The 17107-nt window shown below is 54.2% G+C and carries 16 protein-coding genes; 5 read left to right on the plus strand and 11 right to left on the minus strand.

The window, feature by feature from the left end; all coding sequences use genetic code 11:
• Window positions 1-39: 39 nt before the first annotated feature.
• Both SynSYN20_RS07155 and SynSYN20_RS07160 read left to right on the plus strand, forming a co-directional pair.
• Entirely contained in the window at window positions 40-690 is a 651-nt protein-coding gene (locus tag SynSYN20_RS07155) for a Mo-dependent nitrogenase C-terminal domain-containing protein (RefSeq protein ID WP_186522579.1), read from the plus strand.
• The gene (locus SynSYN20_RS07160; protein WP_186522581.1) at window positions 687-2510 is read left to right on the plus strand and encodes an FAD-dependent oxidoreductase; all 1824 of its coding nucleotides are present in this window, start codon (window positions 687-689) and stop codon (window positions 2508-2510) included. The genes SynSYN20_RS07155 and SynSYN20_RS07160 overlap by 4 nt, the downstream gene beginning before the upstream one ends.
• Here SynSYN20_RS07160 and SynSYN20_RS07165 read toward each other — a convergent pair.
• The 3 genes from SynSYN20_RS07165 to rpmG are packed head-to-tail and all read right to left on the minus strand — an operon-like array spanning window position 2507 to window position 5011.
• Window positions 2507-4597: a ribonuclease catalytic domain-containing protein gene (locus tag SynSYN20_RS07165; protein WP_370586645.1), complete on the minus strand. Its 2091-nt coding sequence runs from the start codon at window positions 4595-4597 to the stop codon at window positions 2507-2509. The genes SynSYN20_RS07160 and SynSYN20_RS07165 overlap by 4 nt on opposite strands.
• A complete protein-coding gene (rpsR, locus tag SynSYN20_RS07170) occupies window positions 4551-4772 on the minus strand; it encodes a 30S ribosomal protein S18 (RefSeq protein WP_006041316.1) in 222 nt (73 codons plus the stop codon). The genes SynSYN20_RS07165 and rpsR overlap by 47 nt, the downstream gene beginning before the upstream one ends.
• A gap of 38 nt (window positions 4773-4810) precedes the next feature.
• On the minus strand, window positions 4811-5011 hold the full coding sequence (rpmG, locus tag SynSYN20_RS07175) for a 50S ribosomal protein L33 (RefSeq protein ID WP_011619264.1): 201 nt from the start codon (window positions 5009-5011) through the stop codon (window positions 4811-4813).
• Between the two features lie 128 nt (window positions 5012-5139).
• On the opposite strand from rpmG, the gene pheT reads away from it, so the two are divergent.
• On the plus strand, window positions 5140-7590 hold the full coding sequence (gene pheT / locus SynSYN20_RS07180; RefSeq protein ID WP_186522582.1) for a phenylalanine--tRNA ligase subunit beta: 2451 nt from the start codon (window positions 5140-5142) through the stop codon (window positions 7588-7590).
• Here the strand turns inward: pheT and rlmD are convergent.
• Window positions 7568-8962 carry a 23S rRNA (uracil(1939)-C(5))-methyltransferase RlmD gene (gene rlmD / locus SynSYN20_RS07185; RefSeq protein ID WP_186522583.1) on the minus strand — a complete coding sequence of 465 codons (1395 nt, stop codon included), beginning with the start codon at window positions 8960-8962 and terminating at the stop codon, window positions 7568-7570. The two genes, pheT and rlmD, sit on opposite strands and share 23 nt — an antisense overlap.
• Window positions 8963-9042: 80 nt before the next feature.
• Between rlmD and SynSYN20_RS07190 the strand changes: the two genes are divergently transcribed.
• Window positions 9043-9537, plus strand: coding sequence for an allophycocyanin subunit alpha-B (locus SynSYN20_RS07190; protein ID WP_186522584.1), 495 nt, complete (start codon window positions 9043-9045; stop codon window positions 9535-9537).
• Between the two features lie 788 nt (window positions 9538-10325).
• On the opposite strand, the gene SynSYN20_RS07195 is transcribed toward SynSYN20_RS07190, so the two are convergent.
• From SynSYN20_RS07195 to SynSYN20_RS07220, 6 genes are all read right to left on the minus strand, one after another.
• Window positions 10326-11408 carry a molecular chaperone DnaJ gene (locus SynSYN20_RS07195; RefSeq protein WP_186522585.1) on the minus strand — a complete coding sequence of 361 codons (1083 nt, stop codon included), beginning with the start codon at window positions 11406-11408 and terminating at the stop codon, window positions 10326-10328.
• Between the two features lie 41 nt (window positions 11409-11449).
• Window positions 11450-13117, minus strand: coding sequence for a DUF3370 family protein (locus tag SynSYN20_RS07200; RefSeq protein ID WP_186522586.1), 1668 nt, complete (start codon window positions 13115-13117; stop codon window positions 11450-11452).
• 148 nt (window positions 13118-13265) lie between these two features.
• Complete coding sequence (locus tag SynSYN20_RS14700) at window positions 13266-13412, minus strand: hypothetical protein (protein ID WP_186522587.1); 147 nt, start codon at window positions 13410-13412, stop codon at window positions 13266-13268.
• Window positions 13400-14053, minus strand: coding sequence for a sigma-70 family RNA polymerase sigma factor (locus SynSYN20_RS07210; RefSeq protein WP_186522588.1), 654 nt, complete (start codon window positions 14051-14053; stop codon window positions 13400-13402). Before SynSYN20_RS07210 ends, SynSYN20_RS14700 begins: the two co-directional genes overlap by 13 nt.
• Window positions 14054-14110: 57 nt before the next feature.
• Complete coding sequence (locus tag SynSYN20_RS07215; RefSeq protein ID WP_186522589.1) at window positions 14111-15007, minus strand: ATP adenylyltransferase; 897 nt, start codon at window positions 15005-15007, stop codon at window positions 14111-14113.
• Window positions 14997-15974, minus strand: coding sequence for a SpoIID/LytB domain-containing protein (locus SynSYN20_RS07220; protein ID WP_255476194.1), 978 nt, complete (start codon window positions 15972-15974; stop codon window positions 14997-14999). Before SynSYN20_RS07220 ends, SynSYN20_RS07215 begins: the two co-directional genes overlap by 11 nt.
• Between SynSYN20_RS07220 and SynSYN20_RS07225 the strand changes: the two genes are divergently transcribed.
• A complete protein-coding gene (locus SynSYN20_RS07225) occupies window positions 15973-16713 on the plus strand; it encodes an SDR family NAD(P)-dependent oxidoreductase (RefSeq protein WP_186522591.1) in 741 nt (246 codons plus the stop codon). The genes SynSYN20_RS07220 and SynSYN20_RS07225 overlap by 2 nt on opposite strands.
• On the opposite strand, the gene SynSYN20_RS07230 is transcribed toward SynSYN20_RS07225, so the two are convergent.
• Window positions 16695-17102, minus strand: a complete 408-nt coding sequence (locus SynSYN20_RS07230) for a DUF2237 family protein (protein ID WP_186522593.1) — start codon at window positions 17100-17102, stop codon at window positions 16695-16697. The two genes, SynSYN20_RS07225 and SynSYN20_RS07230, sit on opposite strands and share 19 nt — an antisense overlap.
• Between the last annotated feature and the right edge of the window lie 5 nt (window positions 17103-17107).

Consider the following 17107-nt stretch of genomic DNA (forward strand, 5'->3'; position numbering starts at 1 on the left):
TTCCGGCCTTGGATCCTAACGACCTCCCTTCGCTTCGTCATGCCACTTCTCAACGTTGCGTCTGTCGATGAGGCCAGGTCAACTTGGCTGGCAGCGTTGCACCAGTTGGCCCTTGTTGATGGAGACTTCGATCCTGAGGAACGGCGGCTGCTGGCCGAGCAGCTCAATGAAGACTGTCCACTTCAAGGTTTTGATTGGAACCACTGCCGTGCTCCCGATTGTTCTGACATCAACCGTCTGTTCTCTTCGGATCCCAATCGTGCGGAGCAATTCCTGAGGTCAGCGGTCGTGGTTGCTTTAGCGGATGGTCATCTCAGCCAATCTGAACTTGATTTACTCCAAACCTGGGCCTCAGCGCTTGGCCTCAACAGTGAACTGATTAACAGCTTGGTTCCCTGCTCTTCACGGGAGCCTCAGCCTTGGAAACCCTTGGATCCCCTGAAGCAATGGCTCGATGATTTGGATCCTCGTGACGAGAGGATTTCGTCCTTCATCGTTCAGCTGATTCCCTCTCAGTGCCCTTTTGAGCGAGACATTATTTTGTTTGGCCGCAAGCTGGTTCATGTTCCAGCGATGTGCAAAATCAATCCCTTGTACGAGCAGTTAGTAGCGCTGCGTTTTCGTTGTCTTGGCCACCTTTCCATGGATGAACAACTGCGGATCAGCTGTCGCGAATCGGCTCAGGTATGACCACGCAAACTTGCCATAGCCCAGTGGTGGTCTGGGGTGGTGGCACGGGCGGTGTTGCCGCCGCCCTTCAGGCTGCTCGATCCGGTGCCAAGACACTTCTGCTCACCCCAGGTCGTTGGCTCGGAGGAATGGTCAGTACAGCGGGAGTGTGTTGTCCTGATGGCAATGAACTCGCCCCTTGGCAGACCGGCTTGTGGGGTGCCTTCCTCAGGGCTCTTTATCAAACCGAGCCAGAAGGCCTCGATCAGAACTGGGTGAGTTGTTTTGGTTATCGGCCAACGACAGCTGAACGGATTCTTCAAAATTGGGTGCAGGCACTCCCGAATCTTGAGTGGTGGGCTAATTGTCAGCTGCTGGATGTGGAACGTTCAGGATCAGCGGTGCAAGCAGTGCTGATCGAACGCGCTGGAGGTGTCCATCGCATTGGTTGCGACGTGGTGATCGATGGCAGTGATCGCGGAGAGTTACTGCCCTTGGTTCAGGCACCCTTTCGTTTGGGTTGGGAGGCTCAGGAGCTGTGGGGGGAACCGAGCGCGCCTCAAGCGCATCGTCTTAAAACGGAAGCCTTTTTTCGAGAGCAGCCAGTGCAGTCACCCACCTGGGTGGTGATGGGTCAGTTGCACAGCGATCACCCTTTCGCTGATCCTGCTTCAGAGCGGGGACTCGATGCTCCCCCTGTGTTGTCGGAGCCGTTTGAACAGGCCTGCGCAGCCTTTGGTGTGAATCGCACCATCAGTTACGGGCGCTTGCCTGGGGGATTGGTGATGCTGAACTGGCCCTTGCATGGCAACGACTGGCATCGAGGATTAGATCGAGCTTTCGACCCCAATCCCAAGGTCCAGCAGGAGCTGATGGCTGAAATGCAAGCCCACAGCCTGCATTTTGCCGATGAACTTCTGCGGTGTAGTGCCGGTGGGTTAACGCGGGGCGAGGCGTTCCCCCACGAGTCTGGGAGTCCTGCTCCCTGGTTGGCGGCCATGCCCTATTGGCGTGAGGGGCGCCGGATGGTTGGTCTCAAGACGGTGATCGAACAGGAGCTCCTGCCTCAGACGACCGGGCAATCGATCGCTGCGCTTCCATTCAATGACGCTGGTGCGTTGGACTCGATTGCTGTTGGCAATTACGCCAACGACCATCACTATCCCGGTCCTGATTGGCCGCTTGCCCCCAAAAGCTGTCGCTGGGGTGGCCGTTGGTCCGGGACTCCCTTTTGCATTCCCTATCCAGCACTAGTCAGTGCTGACCTGGAGAACTTGTTGAGCGCTGACAAGTCCTTCAGTACTAGCCATATGGCCAACGGGGCCACAAGGCTTCAACCGCTTATTTTCAATGTGGGGCAGGCTGCTGGAGCAGCCGCGGCCTTGTCGATTCGGCTCCAGCGTCCACTCGCTGCTCTGCCCGTTCGCCTCCTTCAAGAGCTCCTGATCGAGGAGCCCACAGCCCCCTCTGGAATCGTTCCGCTTTGGGACACTCCTTGGCATCATCCAGATTGGCAACACAGACAGCGCGCATGTCTAGATAACCCTGAGCTCCTCGGCGGCGATGGGTCTTGGCTCGGTTCTGATGCTCAGTCTGGGATGGCACCTCCTCCCCAGCCTCAACAGGATGTTTGGTCAGGAACGCTGCTGCCTGATGGCCAAGGTGGATACGAATTGGAACTTGTGAGCGGCCGGCGTTGGCCCTTGATCACCCTCGAGCCTGACTTGAGCAGTTGGCTGGCGCATCAGGAACGCCCGAAGGCCGTTGAGTTGCTCGCGGTGGCCAACCCCTGGGGGCCCTGGTTACGGGGCATCAGCCTGCAGGGCTCCAGGGGGATTTAGTGAGCAGAAGCCACCAGCCTGAGTTGATCACGAGCCGAGTCAACATGCTGCACATTGACGAGCAGGCCCTCACCTGGTTCTGAATCTCTTGGACATTCAGCCGCCACATCCATGGCTAGATCGTCAATGCGCACCAGTCCAAGCTGATCCTGAGGACGCAACCAGCGCAAGAACTGAGCAGCCCACTGCTCTTTGTGATGGAGTTCAAACCACACCTGTTGCCAGTGGCGTTGGTCTTCCCTCGAAATACCAATGCCTTCACGCACCGCTGCATCAAAGTCGCTGATGAGCAGTTGCATGGCATCGCGATCCAGGGCTTCCTCGCCATTGAGTTGGGCTTGGAATTGCCGCTGCACAACAAGATCGCCATAGCGGCGAATGGGTGATGTGGCTTGGGCGTAGGAGGCGAGTCCCAAACTGAAGTGGGCCGCAGGTTGCGTTCCCATCAATCCGCGACTGAGACAGCGCTTGATAGCAGCGAATCGAACGGCTCCATCTGGCAGTGCCTCCAATTCGGAGCTGGGGGGGAGGTCAGCGGGGAGCTGGCTGCGGAATGGCAAAGCCAGGTCCTGCACTTCCGCAATTCGGGCTACCACCGCACCAGCCAAAATCATCGCTTCAGCCACCATCTGCCTGGATCTCCCAGGTTCACTGACCTCAAGAGAGGGCTGACCATCTCGACAACGAATCCTGCCTTCTGGCAGATCCATGAGAAGGGCCCCATTGCGAACTCGGCAGTCCCGCCTACGGCTGAGAAGCGCATCCAATTCTGCTAAGTCGGTGTCTTCTGGTGGCGCTAATTCGATCAACTCATCGGCGTCTTCATAGCTGAGTCGATAGGTGGGTTGCACCCAGCTGCGTTGGATTCCGTGATCTCCGAGCTCACCGTCGCTGGTGAGTTCAGCCCAAATGCTCCAGGCAGCCGTTCGCGTGCGTGCTCGCAAACTGAAAGGCCCTGTCGACAAGCAATCTGGAAACATCGGCAGATTGCCTTTCGCTAAGTAGAGGCTGCTTCCGCGCCGCCTGGCTTCGAGGTCGAGAGCTGAGTCTTGATCGATCAGTCGCCCCGGGTCTGCGATGTGAATCCAGAGTCGTTGCGTGCCATCCTCGCGACGCTCCAGCGCGATCCCGTCATCAATATCTCGCGTGTCTTCATCGTCGATCGTGACGCAGCGTTGATCGCAAAGATCGATGCGCTTGGAGTCACCGGGGCGTTCGCTTGTATTGAGCTCCACCAATCGCTCAGCCTCCTCGAGCAGAGCCGGGCTGAATCCTGATGACCAGGTTGTGCCAGCCATCGATGCCAGTTGATGGGGGTCCCAAAGGCCGAGGTCCACCAAGAGAAGGCGAAGATCTGCCCGGTCTTGATCAAGACGCAGACCCACCAGGCTTTGCTGAACGACCCGGTCAAGTTGGGCGAATTCGAGGGACCCTGAAACCACGTCCATGAGTTGTTCCAACCTGTTGCTAAGCGCTGGTGGAAGGCTTTGCAGATCAAGTTGTTGTCGAGCGCTGAGTAGCTTTTTCCAACGCTGCTCTACTTGCTGTTCAAGAGCTTTGAGCCGTTGTTGTCGGCGTAGCGGTTTGAGTTCGACAGCCGAGCGAGCCTTGATCTGATCCTGTTTGTAACGGAACCAAAGTTGGGGACCCATCAAGGCCAACCAACACAGGGCTAATTGGCTCGGGTTGGTCCCTCCACAGACGAGATCACTAAAAAAGTCGATCTCGACCGTCTCGTCTGATTCCAGGAGCAAGAGCCAAGCTGCGCCCCAACTGCGACGATCGAGACAGGAAGGATCAAGCTGCTCGGCCTTGAGATGCCATGGAGAAGCCCCCAGTCCATCGGGGAGCTCAGCTCCAGATGGCAGGGGGCAAATGAGATCTAATTGCCGCTGGGGTAATACAACGGATTTGCGATCAAATCCAAGCTTCAAGCGCGCTTTGCTGCCTTGAAGAGATTCAACGACAGCCAGTTGATTCCCCTTCGACTCTTGAACGCCGACAAGATCTCCTGGTTGGAGAGCGGACGAAGCCAGTGGATCAGCCTTCTGGGTTAACGAAGGGAAGCAACGCCACAATGCGTGCACGCTTTACAGCATTGGTCAGGTCGCGCTGCTGCTTGGCAGTCAATCCAGTCAAACGACGAGGAAGGATTTTTCCGCGTTCGGTGATGAATTTCTTGAGCAGATCCACATCTTTGTAATCAATGGGATCTCCAGGTTTGATCGGAGAAAGACGCTTCTTAAAGAAGGAACTAGACATAACTCAGGAAAGCTGTTGAACGATGGACACCTGCAAAATCACTTGATTTCCTTGTGGAGAGTCATTTTGTTGAGCTGGGGACAGAATTTCATGATCTCCAGCCGCTCAGTGGTGTTCCGTCGGTTCTTCTCCGTCGTGTATCTAGACACGCCGGGAGAACGCTTTTCGGAGGCGGAGGCGGACCGGCATTCAGTGCACTCGAGAGTGATCACGATCCGGACGCCCTTGTTTTTAGCCATAAAGGACGTTGCGCCGCAGAAGCGAAGCGTAGTAACAAACAACGACTTTACATCTTCAGCTGACAGCACAAACAGTTTTGATGATTGCGCGGAGCTTCGTAGGATCGATATCCGATTGAAACGTTGACGTGCGGGTCTCCCTTTCCTGGTTGCAGGATCTCGTCCAGGTAAATGAAGCCGCTGATCAACTCGGCGAACGCCTATCCATGGCTGGATTTGAGGTGGAGGAGATCGATGATTTGAGTCGATTCGCCCAAGGTGTTGTGGTGGGCCATGTGTTGGAGCGCGATAAACATCCCAATGCCGACAAACTCAGTGTCTGTGTTGTGGACATAGGGGCGGAGGAGACGGTTCAGATCGTTTGTGGTGCCAGCAATGTGCGGGCAGGCATTCATGTTCCTGTCGCCACCATTGGTGCTGTTCTTCCTGCGGTCAATCTCACGATTAAGGCTGGTGAGCTGCGTGGAGTGGCGAGCCAGGGAATGATTTGTTCGCTCGCAGAGCTCGGGCAACCCACCGACGTTGACGGCATTGCTGTCTTGGACGATCTGCTTGAAAGCCTTCCGGCACCTGGTACGGCAGTGGCGTCTTGCCTTGGCTTGGATGACACTGTTCTGGAATTGGCGATCACCGCGAATCGGCCAGATGGTCTGTCGATGACAGGTATTGCAAGGGAAGTGGCGGCACTGACAGGTGCCGCCCTGCAGTTGCCCAAGCCGGTGGCGCCACAGGCGACAGCTGATTTGAACCCCTCAGCCGACCATGCTGCTGCCATGAAAGAGGGGGGTGTGTACGCCTTGACCGAAGTGAGTGGTCTCGATGGTGGGAAAGATGCTCCTGCCTGGCTTCAACAGAGACTTCTCCGGGCTGGTGTAAAACCCGTTAACGCGATTGTGGACATCACCAATTTGGTGATGTTGGAACAAGGTCAACCTCTCCATGCCTTTGACCTTGATGCCTTGGAACGGTTGTGTGGACCCGATCTCAAGCCAGCTGATTTTGGACTTAGGCAAGGACGGGCGAAGGAACCCTTTACGGGATTAGATGGCCGCACCATCACGGTTGACGAGCGTGTTCAGTTGGTCACCTGTCGTGATCGACCGGTTGCGATTGCGGGGGTGATCGGCAGTGCTGAGAGCGGAGTAACGGCCACGACCACCAAAATCTGGTTGGAATCAGCCCTGTTCACTCCCGCCTCGATTCGCAGCAGCAGTCGTGCAACAGGGTTGCGCACGGATGCCAGTTCTCGTTACGAAAAGGGGTTACCGCGTCAGATCACCTTGCCTGCAGCGGGTCGTGCACTCGAACTGATGGAACAGCTCCTAGGCGGAGTGGCAGGCCGCAGTTGGCAGTGCTGTGCCGAGGAAGGCCCGGAACCCGTGGTGACCCTTCGCCGTCATGCTCTTCATCAACTTCTTGGTCCTTTGGCTTCTGAAGAAGAAGAGGGATCCGATGTGAGTGATCAACAGGTAGAGGATTGTCTTTCCGCACTCGGCTGCCACCTCAGCTCTACTGAGGATGGCTGGACGGTGGTTGTGCCTCCCTCCCGTCGGATGGATCTTCTTCGCGAGGTGGATCTGATCGAGGAGGTGGCGCGTCTTGTGGGATTCGACTGTTTTGGTGCTCACTTGCCTGACCCCCTGGCTCCCGGGGGTCTTACGGACATGCAGCAGGCGGAGCGTCGGTTGCGTCGCCGCCTTTGCAGTGCAGGGCTTCAAGAGATCACCTGCTTATCGCTTACGGGCGCTGATGCGGATGATCCCAATCGCATTCCAATCAGTAACCCACTGTTGGCGGAAACCAGCCATCTCAGAACCACGCTCTGGCAGGAGCATCTCCAGATTTGCCAACGCAATCTTCAGGCTTCTCAACCCGGTTGTTGGCTGTTCGAAATTGGTCATGTTTTCCATCCCCAGGACAGAGAGATTGTGCAGACAGCACGTCTCGGCGGCGTGATTTGCGGAGAACGGCGTGTTTCACGCTGGGCGACCAGCGGCAAGGCACTCGCTCCGGATTACTTCAAGGCTCGCGGAGCACTCGCCACTGTTTTGAACTCCTTGGGTCTTGAAACCCAAGACCGTCCCCTAGCGGATGACCCCCGTCTTCATCCCGGGCGGGCTGCAGCGGTGGTGGTGGAAGGCCGCACCCTTGGTTGCTTTGGTCAGCTCCATCCGGTTTTGTGTGCTCAGTACGAGCTCCCCGACGCCACCTACCTGTTTGATCTTGATCTCCCCCGTCTCCTGGAAGCGGTGACGCGTCGCAATCGCTGGGTGCCTTCCTTCAAAGCGTTCTCGACACTGCCAGCGATGGAGAGGGATCTTGCGATGCTTGTGCCGAAGACATTGCCAGCTGCAGACTTAATGCAAGCCATTCGTAAAGCTGGCAAGCCACTTCTAGAAAGTGTGGAGTTGATCGATCGATTTGAAGGAGGTCAACTTCCTGATGATCAATGCAGCCAAGCCTTTCGACTTCGCTATCGAGGTAAAGACAGCACGCTTACGGATGAGCAACTTCAGCCCGTGCAAGACAAAGTTCGGCAAGCCTTGGTTCAACAATTCAAGGTTGAACTGCGCAGTTGATGCGCTTCATCAGCACCAGACATTCCAGATGGGTTGTCTGGGGAAAAAAGTCCACGGGTTGAATGCGATCAATGGCATAGGGACCGTCTTCTGAGACCAGTCTCTTGAGGTCCCTCGCCAAGGTTGCTGAGTCACAACTCAAGTAGGCCAAGCTCTTGGGCGGGCAATTCAGAATGGCGTCAAGTACATCTGGCGCCAATCCTTTTCGCGGTGGGTCCACCACAAGAGCATCGTGATCCGGAAGGTAATCACTTAGCAGCAAGGCCACATCACCCGCTTCAAAGCTGGCATCGGTGATTCCATTCAAGGCCGCGTTTTGTTGTGCCTGTTGAACAGAAGCGGGATTGATTTCAAGACCAACCACGCTGATGCCTGTTGCAGCGATCGGCAAGCTGATGGTTCCGATGCCGCAATAGGCATCGATTAAGCGTTTGCAGTCCCCACGCTTCAAAAGCCAATCCCGCAACACAATCACGATCTGCTCCGCCCGCGCCGTGTTGATTTGGAAAAAGGTGGTTGTTTTAAGCAGAAGTTGAAGATCGCAGAAGCGTTCGCTGATGCAATCTCGACCCGCGAGGGTGTGGGTGATCGCACCGAGCACGGTGTTGCTCCGGCGCGGCTGCAGGTTCAAGGTCACACCGGCTAATGCAGGCCAACGGCTCATCCACTCCACGGCCAGGTCTTTCACACCGTTGAGTTCGCTGGTTGCACTGACCAGCGTGATCAGCAGTTCCCCGGTTCGCACACCCACGCGCAAACCAAGGTGGCGCAACCCCAGTTCGCCATGCAGGTCAGCATCAGCCGGCCACCCGCTGGCTTCAAGGTCCTGTTTCAGGGGTTTGATGAGGGCATCGATGCGTGGGTCTAAAACAGGACAACGATTGAGGTTCACGATGCGATGGCTTCCGCGTCGGTAGTAACCCAAACGCAGCTGATCGTTTTGTCGAAGCAGAGGAATGAGGGCTCGATTGCGGTAGCCCAAGTGTTCAAGATCGTGATGGATCGGGGCAGGCGACTGGATGTCGATCCCACCGATTCGTTTCAGGGTCTGTTCAAGTCGCGTGCGCTTCCATTCCGACTGAATGCTCTCCTCGAGGTGTTGCAGAGAACAACCCCCACAGTCTTTTGCAAGGATGCACGGAGGTTTTCTCGCGCCTGGAGCGGCAACGAGTGTTTTGAGATGGCGCGCAAACCATTGCGACTTCTTGCGTTGCAGCAATTGCACCTGGGCCTCTTCACCTGGAAGCAACTGGGGAACAATCACCACCCAGCCTTGCCAGCGCGCGAGTCCGAGGCCCTGATGGTTGAGATCGCTCCCCAGAACGGTGATGATTTGACCAGCTACTGGTGGGTTGCTCAAGGACTGGGCCATTGCAAAGGCGTAACACCAATCGCTGCAACTTCATGCGAAGCGATCGATAGCTCTAGAATCATCCAAGCTTGCCAGCTGACATGAGCGTTGTTCGGGATCTGATTCTCAAAGCAGATGACGATCTGCGTTACCCCAGCAGCGGTGAACTGCGATCAATGGTTGATTTTCTCAGCCAGGGTTCGATTCGTTTATCTGTTGTTCGAAGTCTCACAGAGAACGAGAAGAAAATCGTTGATGAATCCGCCAAACAGCTGTTCTCACGAAAACCTGAATACGTTGCTCCAGGAGGCAACGCCTTCGGTCAGAAGCAACGCGCCCAGTGCCTGCGTGATTACAGCTGGTATTTGCGCCTTGTGACCTACGGAGTTCTTGCGGGAAGTACGGAGCTCATCCAACAGATTGGTCTTGTTGGCGCCCGTGAGATGTACAACAGTCTTGGAGTCCCGATGCCTGGGATGGTGGAAGCCATGCGCTGTATGAGAGAGGCGTCCTTGACCCTTCTTTCCGAAGATCAGCAAGCCCTCGCAGCTCCATACTTTGATTACCTCATTCAAGGAATGCAAACTTCGACTTAAACGGTCTTGCTTTTTTTCGAAAGCCGCCCCTACGGGCGGCTTTTTAATGCCAAAGAGATTCAAAACTGTTTGCAATAGTCTCACCTGAGACATTTAATGAGTCCAGTTAAAGGTCTTGAATTAGACGCATGAGACTTGTTTTTGGTTGCTGAAGGCGGGCTTGCCTTGCATTGTTGAGGCGGGTTTCTCGTTGTGGATTGCAGCTGCGCTTCGTTTCAGAGCGAAGGGGCTCGTTTGAGGTGATCCCCGAAAATATTGTTTCGTATGTCGCGAATGAGACTTGCTTTGAGTCTTGAAATAAGTCTCGATTGAGATTGTTGTTTCCTTCGCTTGGTGCGGCAAAAGCCTGCAGCGCTGTTGCCTTGCTGCGCAAGGTGGCTTAAGTCATAGACCTGCTCAGGTCGTCTGATGGTCTTGCGTCACTGTGTCTACAGCAGGTACGCAAGCTTTAAAAATGGGACTACCACTTGTGTCTTTATTGGCCAAGAATCGCTTGGACATCCGATTGATGGACTTGGACAGGGTGTAGGCGATCGATTCGTTGCTTCTCAAAGCGCTTTTGATGCTTGGGTCTGGATGATCGATTGATTTTTGTTGGCTCTATGAATGAGGAAACTGGCAAGGCTTGCATTTAAAAAAATCGAAAAGTGAGTTCATAACAACAAATCAATCTTTTGTCTGGTTTGGGACTCGCTCTGAGACCAGTTATAAGACTCAGTTGAGATCTGTGATTCTTAGTCGTCTTGAGTTTGTCTTATTGTGAGTCCTATTTTGATGCATGTTTGAGATTACTGAGACTCTTTGTCTCTATAAAGCTCCCGCAGCATCTGATAAGCCTCATTCAGTCGTCTCATTCCATCCGTAGATCCCCCGGCGTCTGGATGGGCTTCGATCGCTTTTTTCTTGTAAGCGTCTCGGATGGTACGCAGAGTGAGGGAGGCTCCAGCTTGCGTTGGAAGATCTAGCAATCGCAGCGCACCATGCAAGGTCATGGTGGATTCCAAGGTTTCAAAGGACGTCACACGCCGACTTCGTTTGAAGCGGTTCACAAAGCGACGAATCAACGTTGGGATGCGATCTTCCACGTTGCCTGCGGCAAATGGATCTTCGAGAACTGCAGCAGCGACAATCACATGTTCAAATTTTGGAGACTGGACGGACCAATCAGTGCAGACATCCTGCATTGATTGGTTGACCTGGCTCCAGGTGAAGGTGCGCCCCTCGCTTCCGTCCAATTGGGGCCAAATATCTCGGGCCATCCACAACATCACAGCTTCAAGAACCGTTGCCCCTGGCGCTGATCCATACAGGCTGGTCCAGTGATCGATGGCTTTATTGCAGCAAGCGGTTAAGTGATCAAAGCTCACCACTGGTACAAAGGGACTGTCACGCCCTTCTTCTGGTGTTTGAGGCTGTTGAAGGCTGGTTCGGATGGCCTGCGTGCGGCTTCGCACAAATCCAGGTAAGTCAATGCCTCGTTTTTTTGTGTTGATCTCCCTCGGCTGACTGGTGTCGGGGGTGAGCACTGATGTTGTGTCTTGCTCCTTCGGGTCTTGACTACGGCGAACCAAGACGATGGCCCGGTCCTCGTTGTAGGAGGGTTCCGTTGGTCGCTGGTCTCGCTTTAATTCGATGGCATCAGGCGAGGTCGCGACTGATACGTCGTCCGTTGGCTCCTTGTTGGCTCCAGTGCTGAGAAGATCAGCGACACCTGCCTCGAGGTCTGTCTCAAAATCCGTCTCATCAGTCCAGATTTCTTCCAGCAATCGCGTTAAGCAATCTCCTCTGGACCTGATGCACCACTCTCTCTTCAGCTCGTCGATGCGATCAACGAGATGATCAGGAAGTTCAAGTGTGATCCGACGTCCCATTCAGCCTGCCGCGATGATCCGAGTAAAACGATGCGCGCAGCCTATCGACCTTGCAGTCGGCGCAGCCAATCTTGCTGAGCCTTGATGGCATCGCGATAGCGCTGCTCCAATGAATCGTTAACGCGCTGAGGCATGATCATCGCTGCTGGCAACTGATTGGCACCACTTGATGGCGCGGCAATCGTTGAAGGCTGAATTCTTGGGGCTGGTTTCGGAGTGGTCCGAGGTGTGGCTACAGGTCGAGGAGATCTGATGATGGGGTTTGGCTTGTTGTCTTTCGCCTTAGGGGGATTTGGCTGCGCATTGATCGCCGGTGGAGGCGTTGGCGGAACAACCTTGCGTTTTTTCGCTGCTGCTTCAGCTTTTCTTGCTGCTTCCAGTAACTCTTCACGCCGACGAAGCACTGCGAGCTGGGTCACTGGAACCACGCTTAACAAGTGTCCTGGCGTGGCATCAGCTGGATAAACAACGCTGATTGTGACGGGATTGACAGCGTTTGCCTGAACATTGATTTGGCCGAGGGGCAGGCTCTGCCCAGATTTCATCCCAACATGAACTTCTCGATAGCCTTCCTGACTTTTGATCCCAATCGATCCCCGAAAAGCTGTGAAAGGTTTTCGACCGGATGCCACTGGATGGCTTAAAACCAACTCATGAGCCCCAATGCCAGAGAGATTCAGCTCAACATCAAAGCGCACTCCGTAGGTACCAACATTATTAAGAGCGGAATCAATCATCCGTGTTGATAATTGATTGACCTGAATATCTCTCGTTCCAAAGTGATGCTTGCGAGTGCTTGTTAAAGGAATGTGCAATGCACTTTGTGAGAGGTCATGATTGATCGAGGCTTTGTATTCGTCACCAAGGGCCACACCAGCCACTCTTGAAAATACTTTTCCGGTACGAATCTCATTGAGACGGTTCAAATAAATGCGCCCCGGTGCCAGTCTATTGCTATCAAGAACAGCAATAAGCTTTTGCTCTTGGTTTGTTTCCTCTGCTGCTACCACAGCTAGTTGGAATGGCCCGTCACTACGACCTCTCAATAGACCGTTCATAATTCCTCTCGCAGGAAGAACTGAACTCACAATCACTTTGCGACTTCGAGCTGGGATCGTTATTTGCCGTGGGAGCTTGCGATCAAGTTCGCCTCTCAACATTTGCACTGCTGTGGCGTCACCTGGGCCCGTATTCCATGGACGACGGCCAAGGGGCTTTACGCCCATCAAACGATTGGACTGATAGGGCGCCTCAAAACTGTTTTTAACAGAGCCTCTTTTAAATTTGAGGGTCACAGGTTTGCTACCTGGGTTGATAGCAATTGCTGCGACTGTTAGCAATCCTCTGGATCGACGACCACCTAATTTACTGCTGTCTTGAGGATAGTATTTATGGTGCATATGCAACCCGAATTCGCCATTAAAAGTGAATTCAGCATTCCTTAATGGCTGGTTGTTTTCAGCGGCGACCGCTGAACCTGGAGCTGTATTGACGAGGATCCCAGGCCCTTTGACAATTTCGGGTTGGTTCGAATGAAGGACTGGAACGTTATTAAAGGTGCCATTAAGAGCACGAGCTCTCTGCCCAGCCATCAAGGGCACGTAAGCATGCGCCTTCTCCACGACACCTAAATCACATGTCGCAATTGCGACGCTGACTAGGACCAGTTTTGATAATCGGTGCGACACGCGAGACTGGTTTTGTTCCATGCGGCTGGATTCTTCCGCAAGTTCCAAACCTAATCGTCTGGTTCAGAAGCGCCAAGTGTGTGTTGGCAGTCTCGATTTCTGGAACAATTCGCCAGGATTATGGAAGATCGTGTGTTTACGCATGTTGCCTCCATTTTTCTGCCAGCCCTCATGTGAGTCCTCCAGTCATTGGCGGAGTCATCACCAACAACGCAAGTTGGAGATGCTCCGTTTCTGGCGCGATGGGCTTGAGCGTCAACTTGCTGCTGTCAACGCGGCGATGACCACACTTGAGGGCCAAATTCAACGCGACCACAGCGACGAATCCTGATCTACCAACTCCTGCCGCAATTGGGCTAGGGCCCGTTTCAGCCTCCGCTGCATTGTCATTGCGCTGACACCCTGCTTTGTCCCAGCAACACGGAGGCTGGCACCTTCGATCACGACCTCAATCAGCGCCTTTTGCTCCGTTGGCGCTAATTGGTGAATGGCCTTCCAGATTCGGCGGGCGCTTTCCTGCATCAGCATCGGCTCCCATCCAGGTTGGTCTGCTGCCACCCTGCTTTCGTCTAGGGGCTCCCACGATTGACGACGGCGATAGGCATGGACCTGAAGTTCCATCTCCGCTGACATCGAAGCTTGTTGCGGTTCTGAAGAGGTGTTTTTAATTGTGTTTTGGGCTTGTTCTTGGAGCCGTCTAGGGAGTCGCACCAGTCCCACGCTGTCTCTGAGGTAATGAAGAATGGCTCCTCTGATGTGAGGCCTTGCAAACACCTCAAATGGTTTGTCTTGACCTTGCTCATAGCCTTCTGCCGCTCGCAATAACCCAAGCCTGCCCACCTGCTTGAGATCATCTCGATCCAGACCTGATCGTCTTGCGTAATGCCCTGCAATCGGATCGACCAGGTTCAGATGATGCTTGATCCGTGCATTTCTGATCGTGTGGTTTTCGTTCATGGTTGTTATCGAAGAAGGGGGTCGGTATCGGACGGTTGTCCTTCTTTAGACAGACAGCTAAGGGGATGACTCCACAACCGTGTTTCCACGGATTTCGAGAGCGACTTCACGCAATAAGGCCTCTGGGCCATGAACTTTGAGCCAGTTCCGATCAGCGCTTGCGGTGGCCAATAGGTATCCAGCAAATCCAAGGGCATTGATGCTGAATCCGGCAGCACCTTCTCGACGACGCCTCACCATCGCCATCCATTGCGGTGTCAGCAAAAGGTTGTAGAAAGATCTTGGGCGTTGATCTTGAGAGGGATGTCCGTTGCCTAGTTGTTTAGAAAGTGATAGATAGCAGTCATAAAGGTGTTGTGCTTGTTCATCTTGGTTCTTGCTTGGATTGAATCGCGAGACAACGGAGCAGCTGTTCAACAAGGAATCGTTCGTTGTTTCGATTCTTCTCTGTGAAGCCAATTGTTTTTGAAACCAGAGGTCTCTTGGACAACTAATCTCGTCTTTGTTGCGTGGCAACAGTTGAAGATGTCGATGGGGTTGACTCGCGCCTGCAATAGGTCCGCTGTTGAAAAACCACAGGCCAGATGTGTCTTGATCAACGTGAACTAACGCGGTCCAGTCAGCCAATGTGAGCCAACTATCCTGGGCGGCCCAATCGGAAGTAATCAGAAGCATGTGTCCACGTTGGACCGGATATTTATTCAAAATGACTGCATGACCTGGATCTAAACGTGCCACCTCAAGTTGTGGGTCCCACGGTTGAAATGGATTGGGTTTAGGTCCCTCTCTCTTTAAATGTTTAGGCAAGCGACTTTCGAGAGTTCGCAACTCGAAATTGGATTCTGGATTACCAACAAGATGTTCTAATGAAGTACTAAGAGGAACGAGCGCTCCAGACTTCAGTGCCCTCTCGCTTTGCTCGAGCGCTCGCTTCCAGTAGGTCTCAGTTCCCATTTGTCTTGAGCCTCGCTAGGGAGGCACCCACGTAATAGCGACTCAGGATTTCATTGAACTTGAGCCCCTTCATGGCCAGGTTTTGTGCGCCGTGTTGACTCATGCTTGCGCCCAAATGGCTGTGCGCCTCAGCAGCGATTTCACTGGTCGATGCGTATAGCGATTCCACTAATCCTCCTTGAAAACTCAGCACCAAACCCTGGGTCGCTTTTGTTGCGGCTGCCGTGGGTGCGCTTTGACTATTGAGGCCTCCATAGGCTTGCCAACGTGTTGTATCACCAAGATTGAAATCGGAATCTGCAGGACGCACAAGGTGCACGAGGGCATAGGACCGTGCAGCCACAGCTTGTGCCTTTAATGCTTCAGGATTCCAGTGACTCGGCATCTCCGCTCCAACCACAGAGGCTACGTAACGCTCCAAAGAAAGTTGATTAATCGCAATCCAACCATCACCTCTGTTGAGGAAATAAACTGTCTCCGGATAGGAGCGCTCATTCACGACTACGGCCCCATTTTGACCTGAATGGCAGGTCACTAGGTTCGAATGACGATCAGCAAAAAGTTTTTTAAGAGTTCGTTTCTGCACGACCTCACCGTTGCTGAATCGGCACTCGGCTTGCCCTGATAAATCCACGGCACGCGGTGGCGATTGACTCAACAAAGCAACGCGCACAATCGGGTTGCCAGGAGCGCCTAGTGGCCTTGCACTAGGAGTGGGCTGCGCTACCGATTTAGTTGGCGGCCGATGGAGCTCACGTCCATCAGCTGGGGAGTGAACCGTTGCTTGATCTTTTTCGGAGCTCTCAAGCAGCGTTTCAAGGGTATTTTTTTGGGTTCGCTGTTGTTCGAGCGTCCCAAGCGCTTGGACACTCCAGGAGACGACACCGATCATTCCCGCGGTGGCGGTCATGCCCAGCAACAGTGGGGTGAGCTGTCTCACTGTCCCTCGGACAACGCTTTTGATCATGCCTGAAATCAACAGAGTTGCTTGGAATGGCCGTGCATTGGTCGTTGGGCCTGGTGGTCTTGGTACAGCACTTGCCAAGGAGTTGCAACGCCGTCAGCCGGCTCTGGAGGTCATGCTTTGCGGCCGAACCTTGGGTTCAGCCGATGACGAATGTGGAAATTGGCAGGTGGATCTCGAGTCGTCCCAGAGCCTTGCGGTGTTGTCTCAGAGGCTCCTAGAGGATCCACAGCCCCTGCGTTTGGTGATCAATGCCACTGGGCGACTGCATGGAGGCTCCCTCACCCCTGAGAAGCGTCTGCAGCAGGTTTGTGCCGATCATTTGATGGAATCCTTTGCGATCAATGCCGCGGGCCCTCTGCTCTTGGCTAAAGCGATTGAGCCAGCTCTGAACCGTGATCTCCCTTTTCACTTTGCGAGTCTCAGCGCGCGAGTCGGGAGCATCGGCGACAACAGAACAGGGGGCTGGTACGCCTATCGGGGAGCCAAAGCGGCTCAGAACATGTATTTGCGTTCGTTGAGTGTGGAGTGGGCGCGGCGTTTTCCTCTCGCCACAGTCACGATGCTGCATCCAGGCACCACAGATACAGCACTTTCCAAGCCGTTCCAAAATTTTGTTCCGCCGGATCGTCTGTTCAGTCCTCAAAAAGCGGCCGCCCTGTTGCTTGATGTTTTGCTCGAGCAGACAGCAGGCGATAGCGGCCGTTTCCTGGCTTGGGATGGTCAGGAGATTCCTTGGTGAGCGTGCGTTTTGAGGACGTCTAGGGGGATCACCTGCAGCGCTGTGTGTTCGGTTGCTTCGAGTCGAACCGGTGGAGCCATTCCATCGTCATAGGCCTGCTTCCAGCGTGGGGCACAGACACACCAGTGATCGCCTGGTTTGAGACCAGGGAAGCCAAAGTCGGGCATGGGAGTGCTCAGGTCATTGCCCTGGGCCTTGCTGTAATTCAGAAAGCGTTCAGACATCACGCAACAGACGCTGTGTTGCCCCACGTCGCTGGGATCTGTTCGGCAGTGTCCATCTCGAAACCAACCTGTCATCGGCTCACAACTACAGCCTTCAAGCGCACCACCTAAAACATTCAGATTCCCCTGCCCAACTGGCTTTTGCTCTTGTTGTTGTGACGGCATTCGCT

The organism is Synechococcus sp. SYN20 (genome assembly GCF_014279555.1).
Taxonomy (GTDB): domain Bacteria; phylum Cyanobacteriota; class Cyanobacteriia; order PCC-6307; family Cyanobiaceae; genus Synechococcus_C.

Coding starts and splice junctions, on each gene's coding strand:
- rlmD (WP_186522583.1), bottom strand. CDS start 8,962: ATGGCCCAGTCCTTGAGCAACCCACCAGTAGCTGGTCAAATCATCACC.
- SynSYN20_RS07210 (WP_186522588.1), bottom strand. CDS start 14,053: ATGAACGAAAACCACACGATCAGAAATGCACGGATCAAGCATCATCTG.
- SynSYN20_RS07200 (WP_186522586.1), bottom strand. CDS start 13,117: ATGGAACAAAACCAGTCTCGCGTGTCGCACCGATTATCAAAACTGGTC.
- SynSYN20_RS07155 (WP_186522579.1), top strand. CDS start 40: ATGCCACTTCTCAACGTTGCGTCTGTCGATGAGGCCAGGTCAACTTGG.
- SynSYN20_RS07215 (WP_186522589.1), bottom strand. CDS start 15,007: ATGGGAACTGAGACCTACTGGAAGCGAGCGCTCGAGCAAAGCGAGAGG.
- SynSYN20_RS07230 (WP_186522593.1), bottom strand. CDS start 17,102: ATGCCGTCACAACAACAAGAGCAAAAGCCAGTTGGGCAGGGGAATCTG.
- SynSYN20_RS07195 (WP_186522585.1), bottom strand. CDS start 11,408: ATGGGACGTCGGATCACACTTGAACTTCCTGATCATCTCGTTGATCGC.
- SynSYN20_RS07225 (WP_186522591.1), top strand. CDS start 15,973: ATGCCTGAAATCAACAGAGTTGCTTGGAATGGCCGTGCATTGGTCGTT.
- rpmG (WP_011619264.1), bottom strand. CDS start 5,011: ATGGCTAAAAACAAGGGCGTCCGGATCGTGATCACTCTCGAGTGCACT.
- rpsR (WP_006041316.1), bottom strand. CDS start 4,772: ATGTCTAGTTCCTTCTTTAAGAAGCGTCTTTCTCCGATCAAACCTGGA.
- SynSYN20_RS07220 (WP_255476194.1), bottom strand. CDS start 15,974: ATGATCAAAAGCGTTGTCCGAGGGACAGTGAGACAGCTCACCCCACTG.
- SynSYN20_RS07190 (WP_186522584.1), top strand. CDS start 9,043: ATGAGCGTTGTTCGGGATCTGATTCTCAAAGCAGATGACGATCTGCGT.
- SynSYN20_RS07160 (WP_186522581.1), top strand. CDS start 687: ATGACCACGCAAACTTGCCATAGCCCAGTGGTGGTCTGGGGTGGTGGC.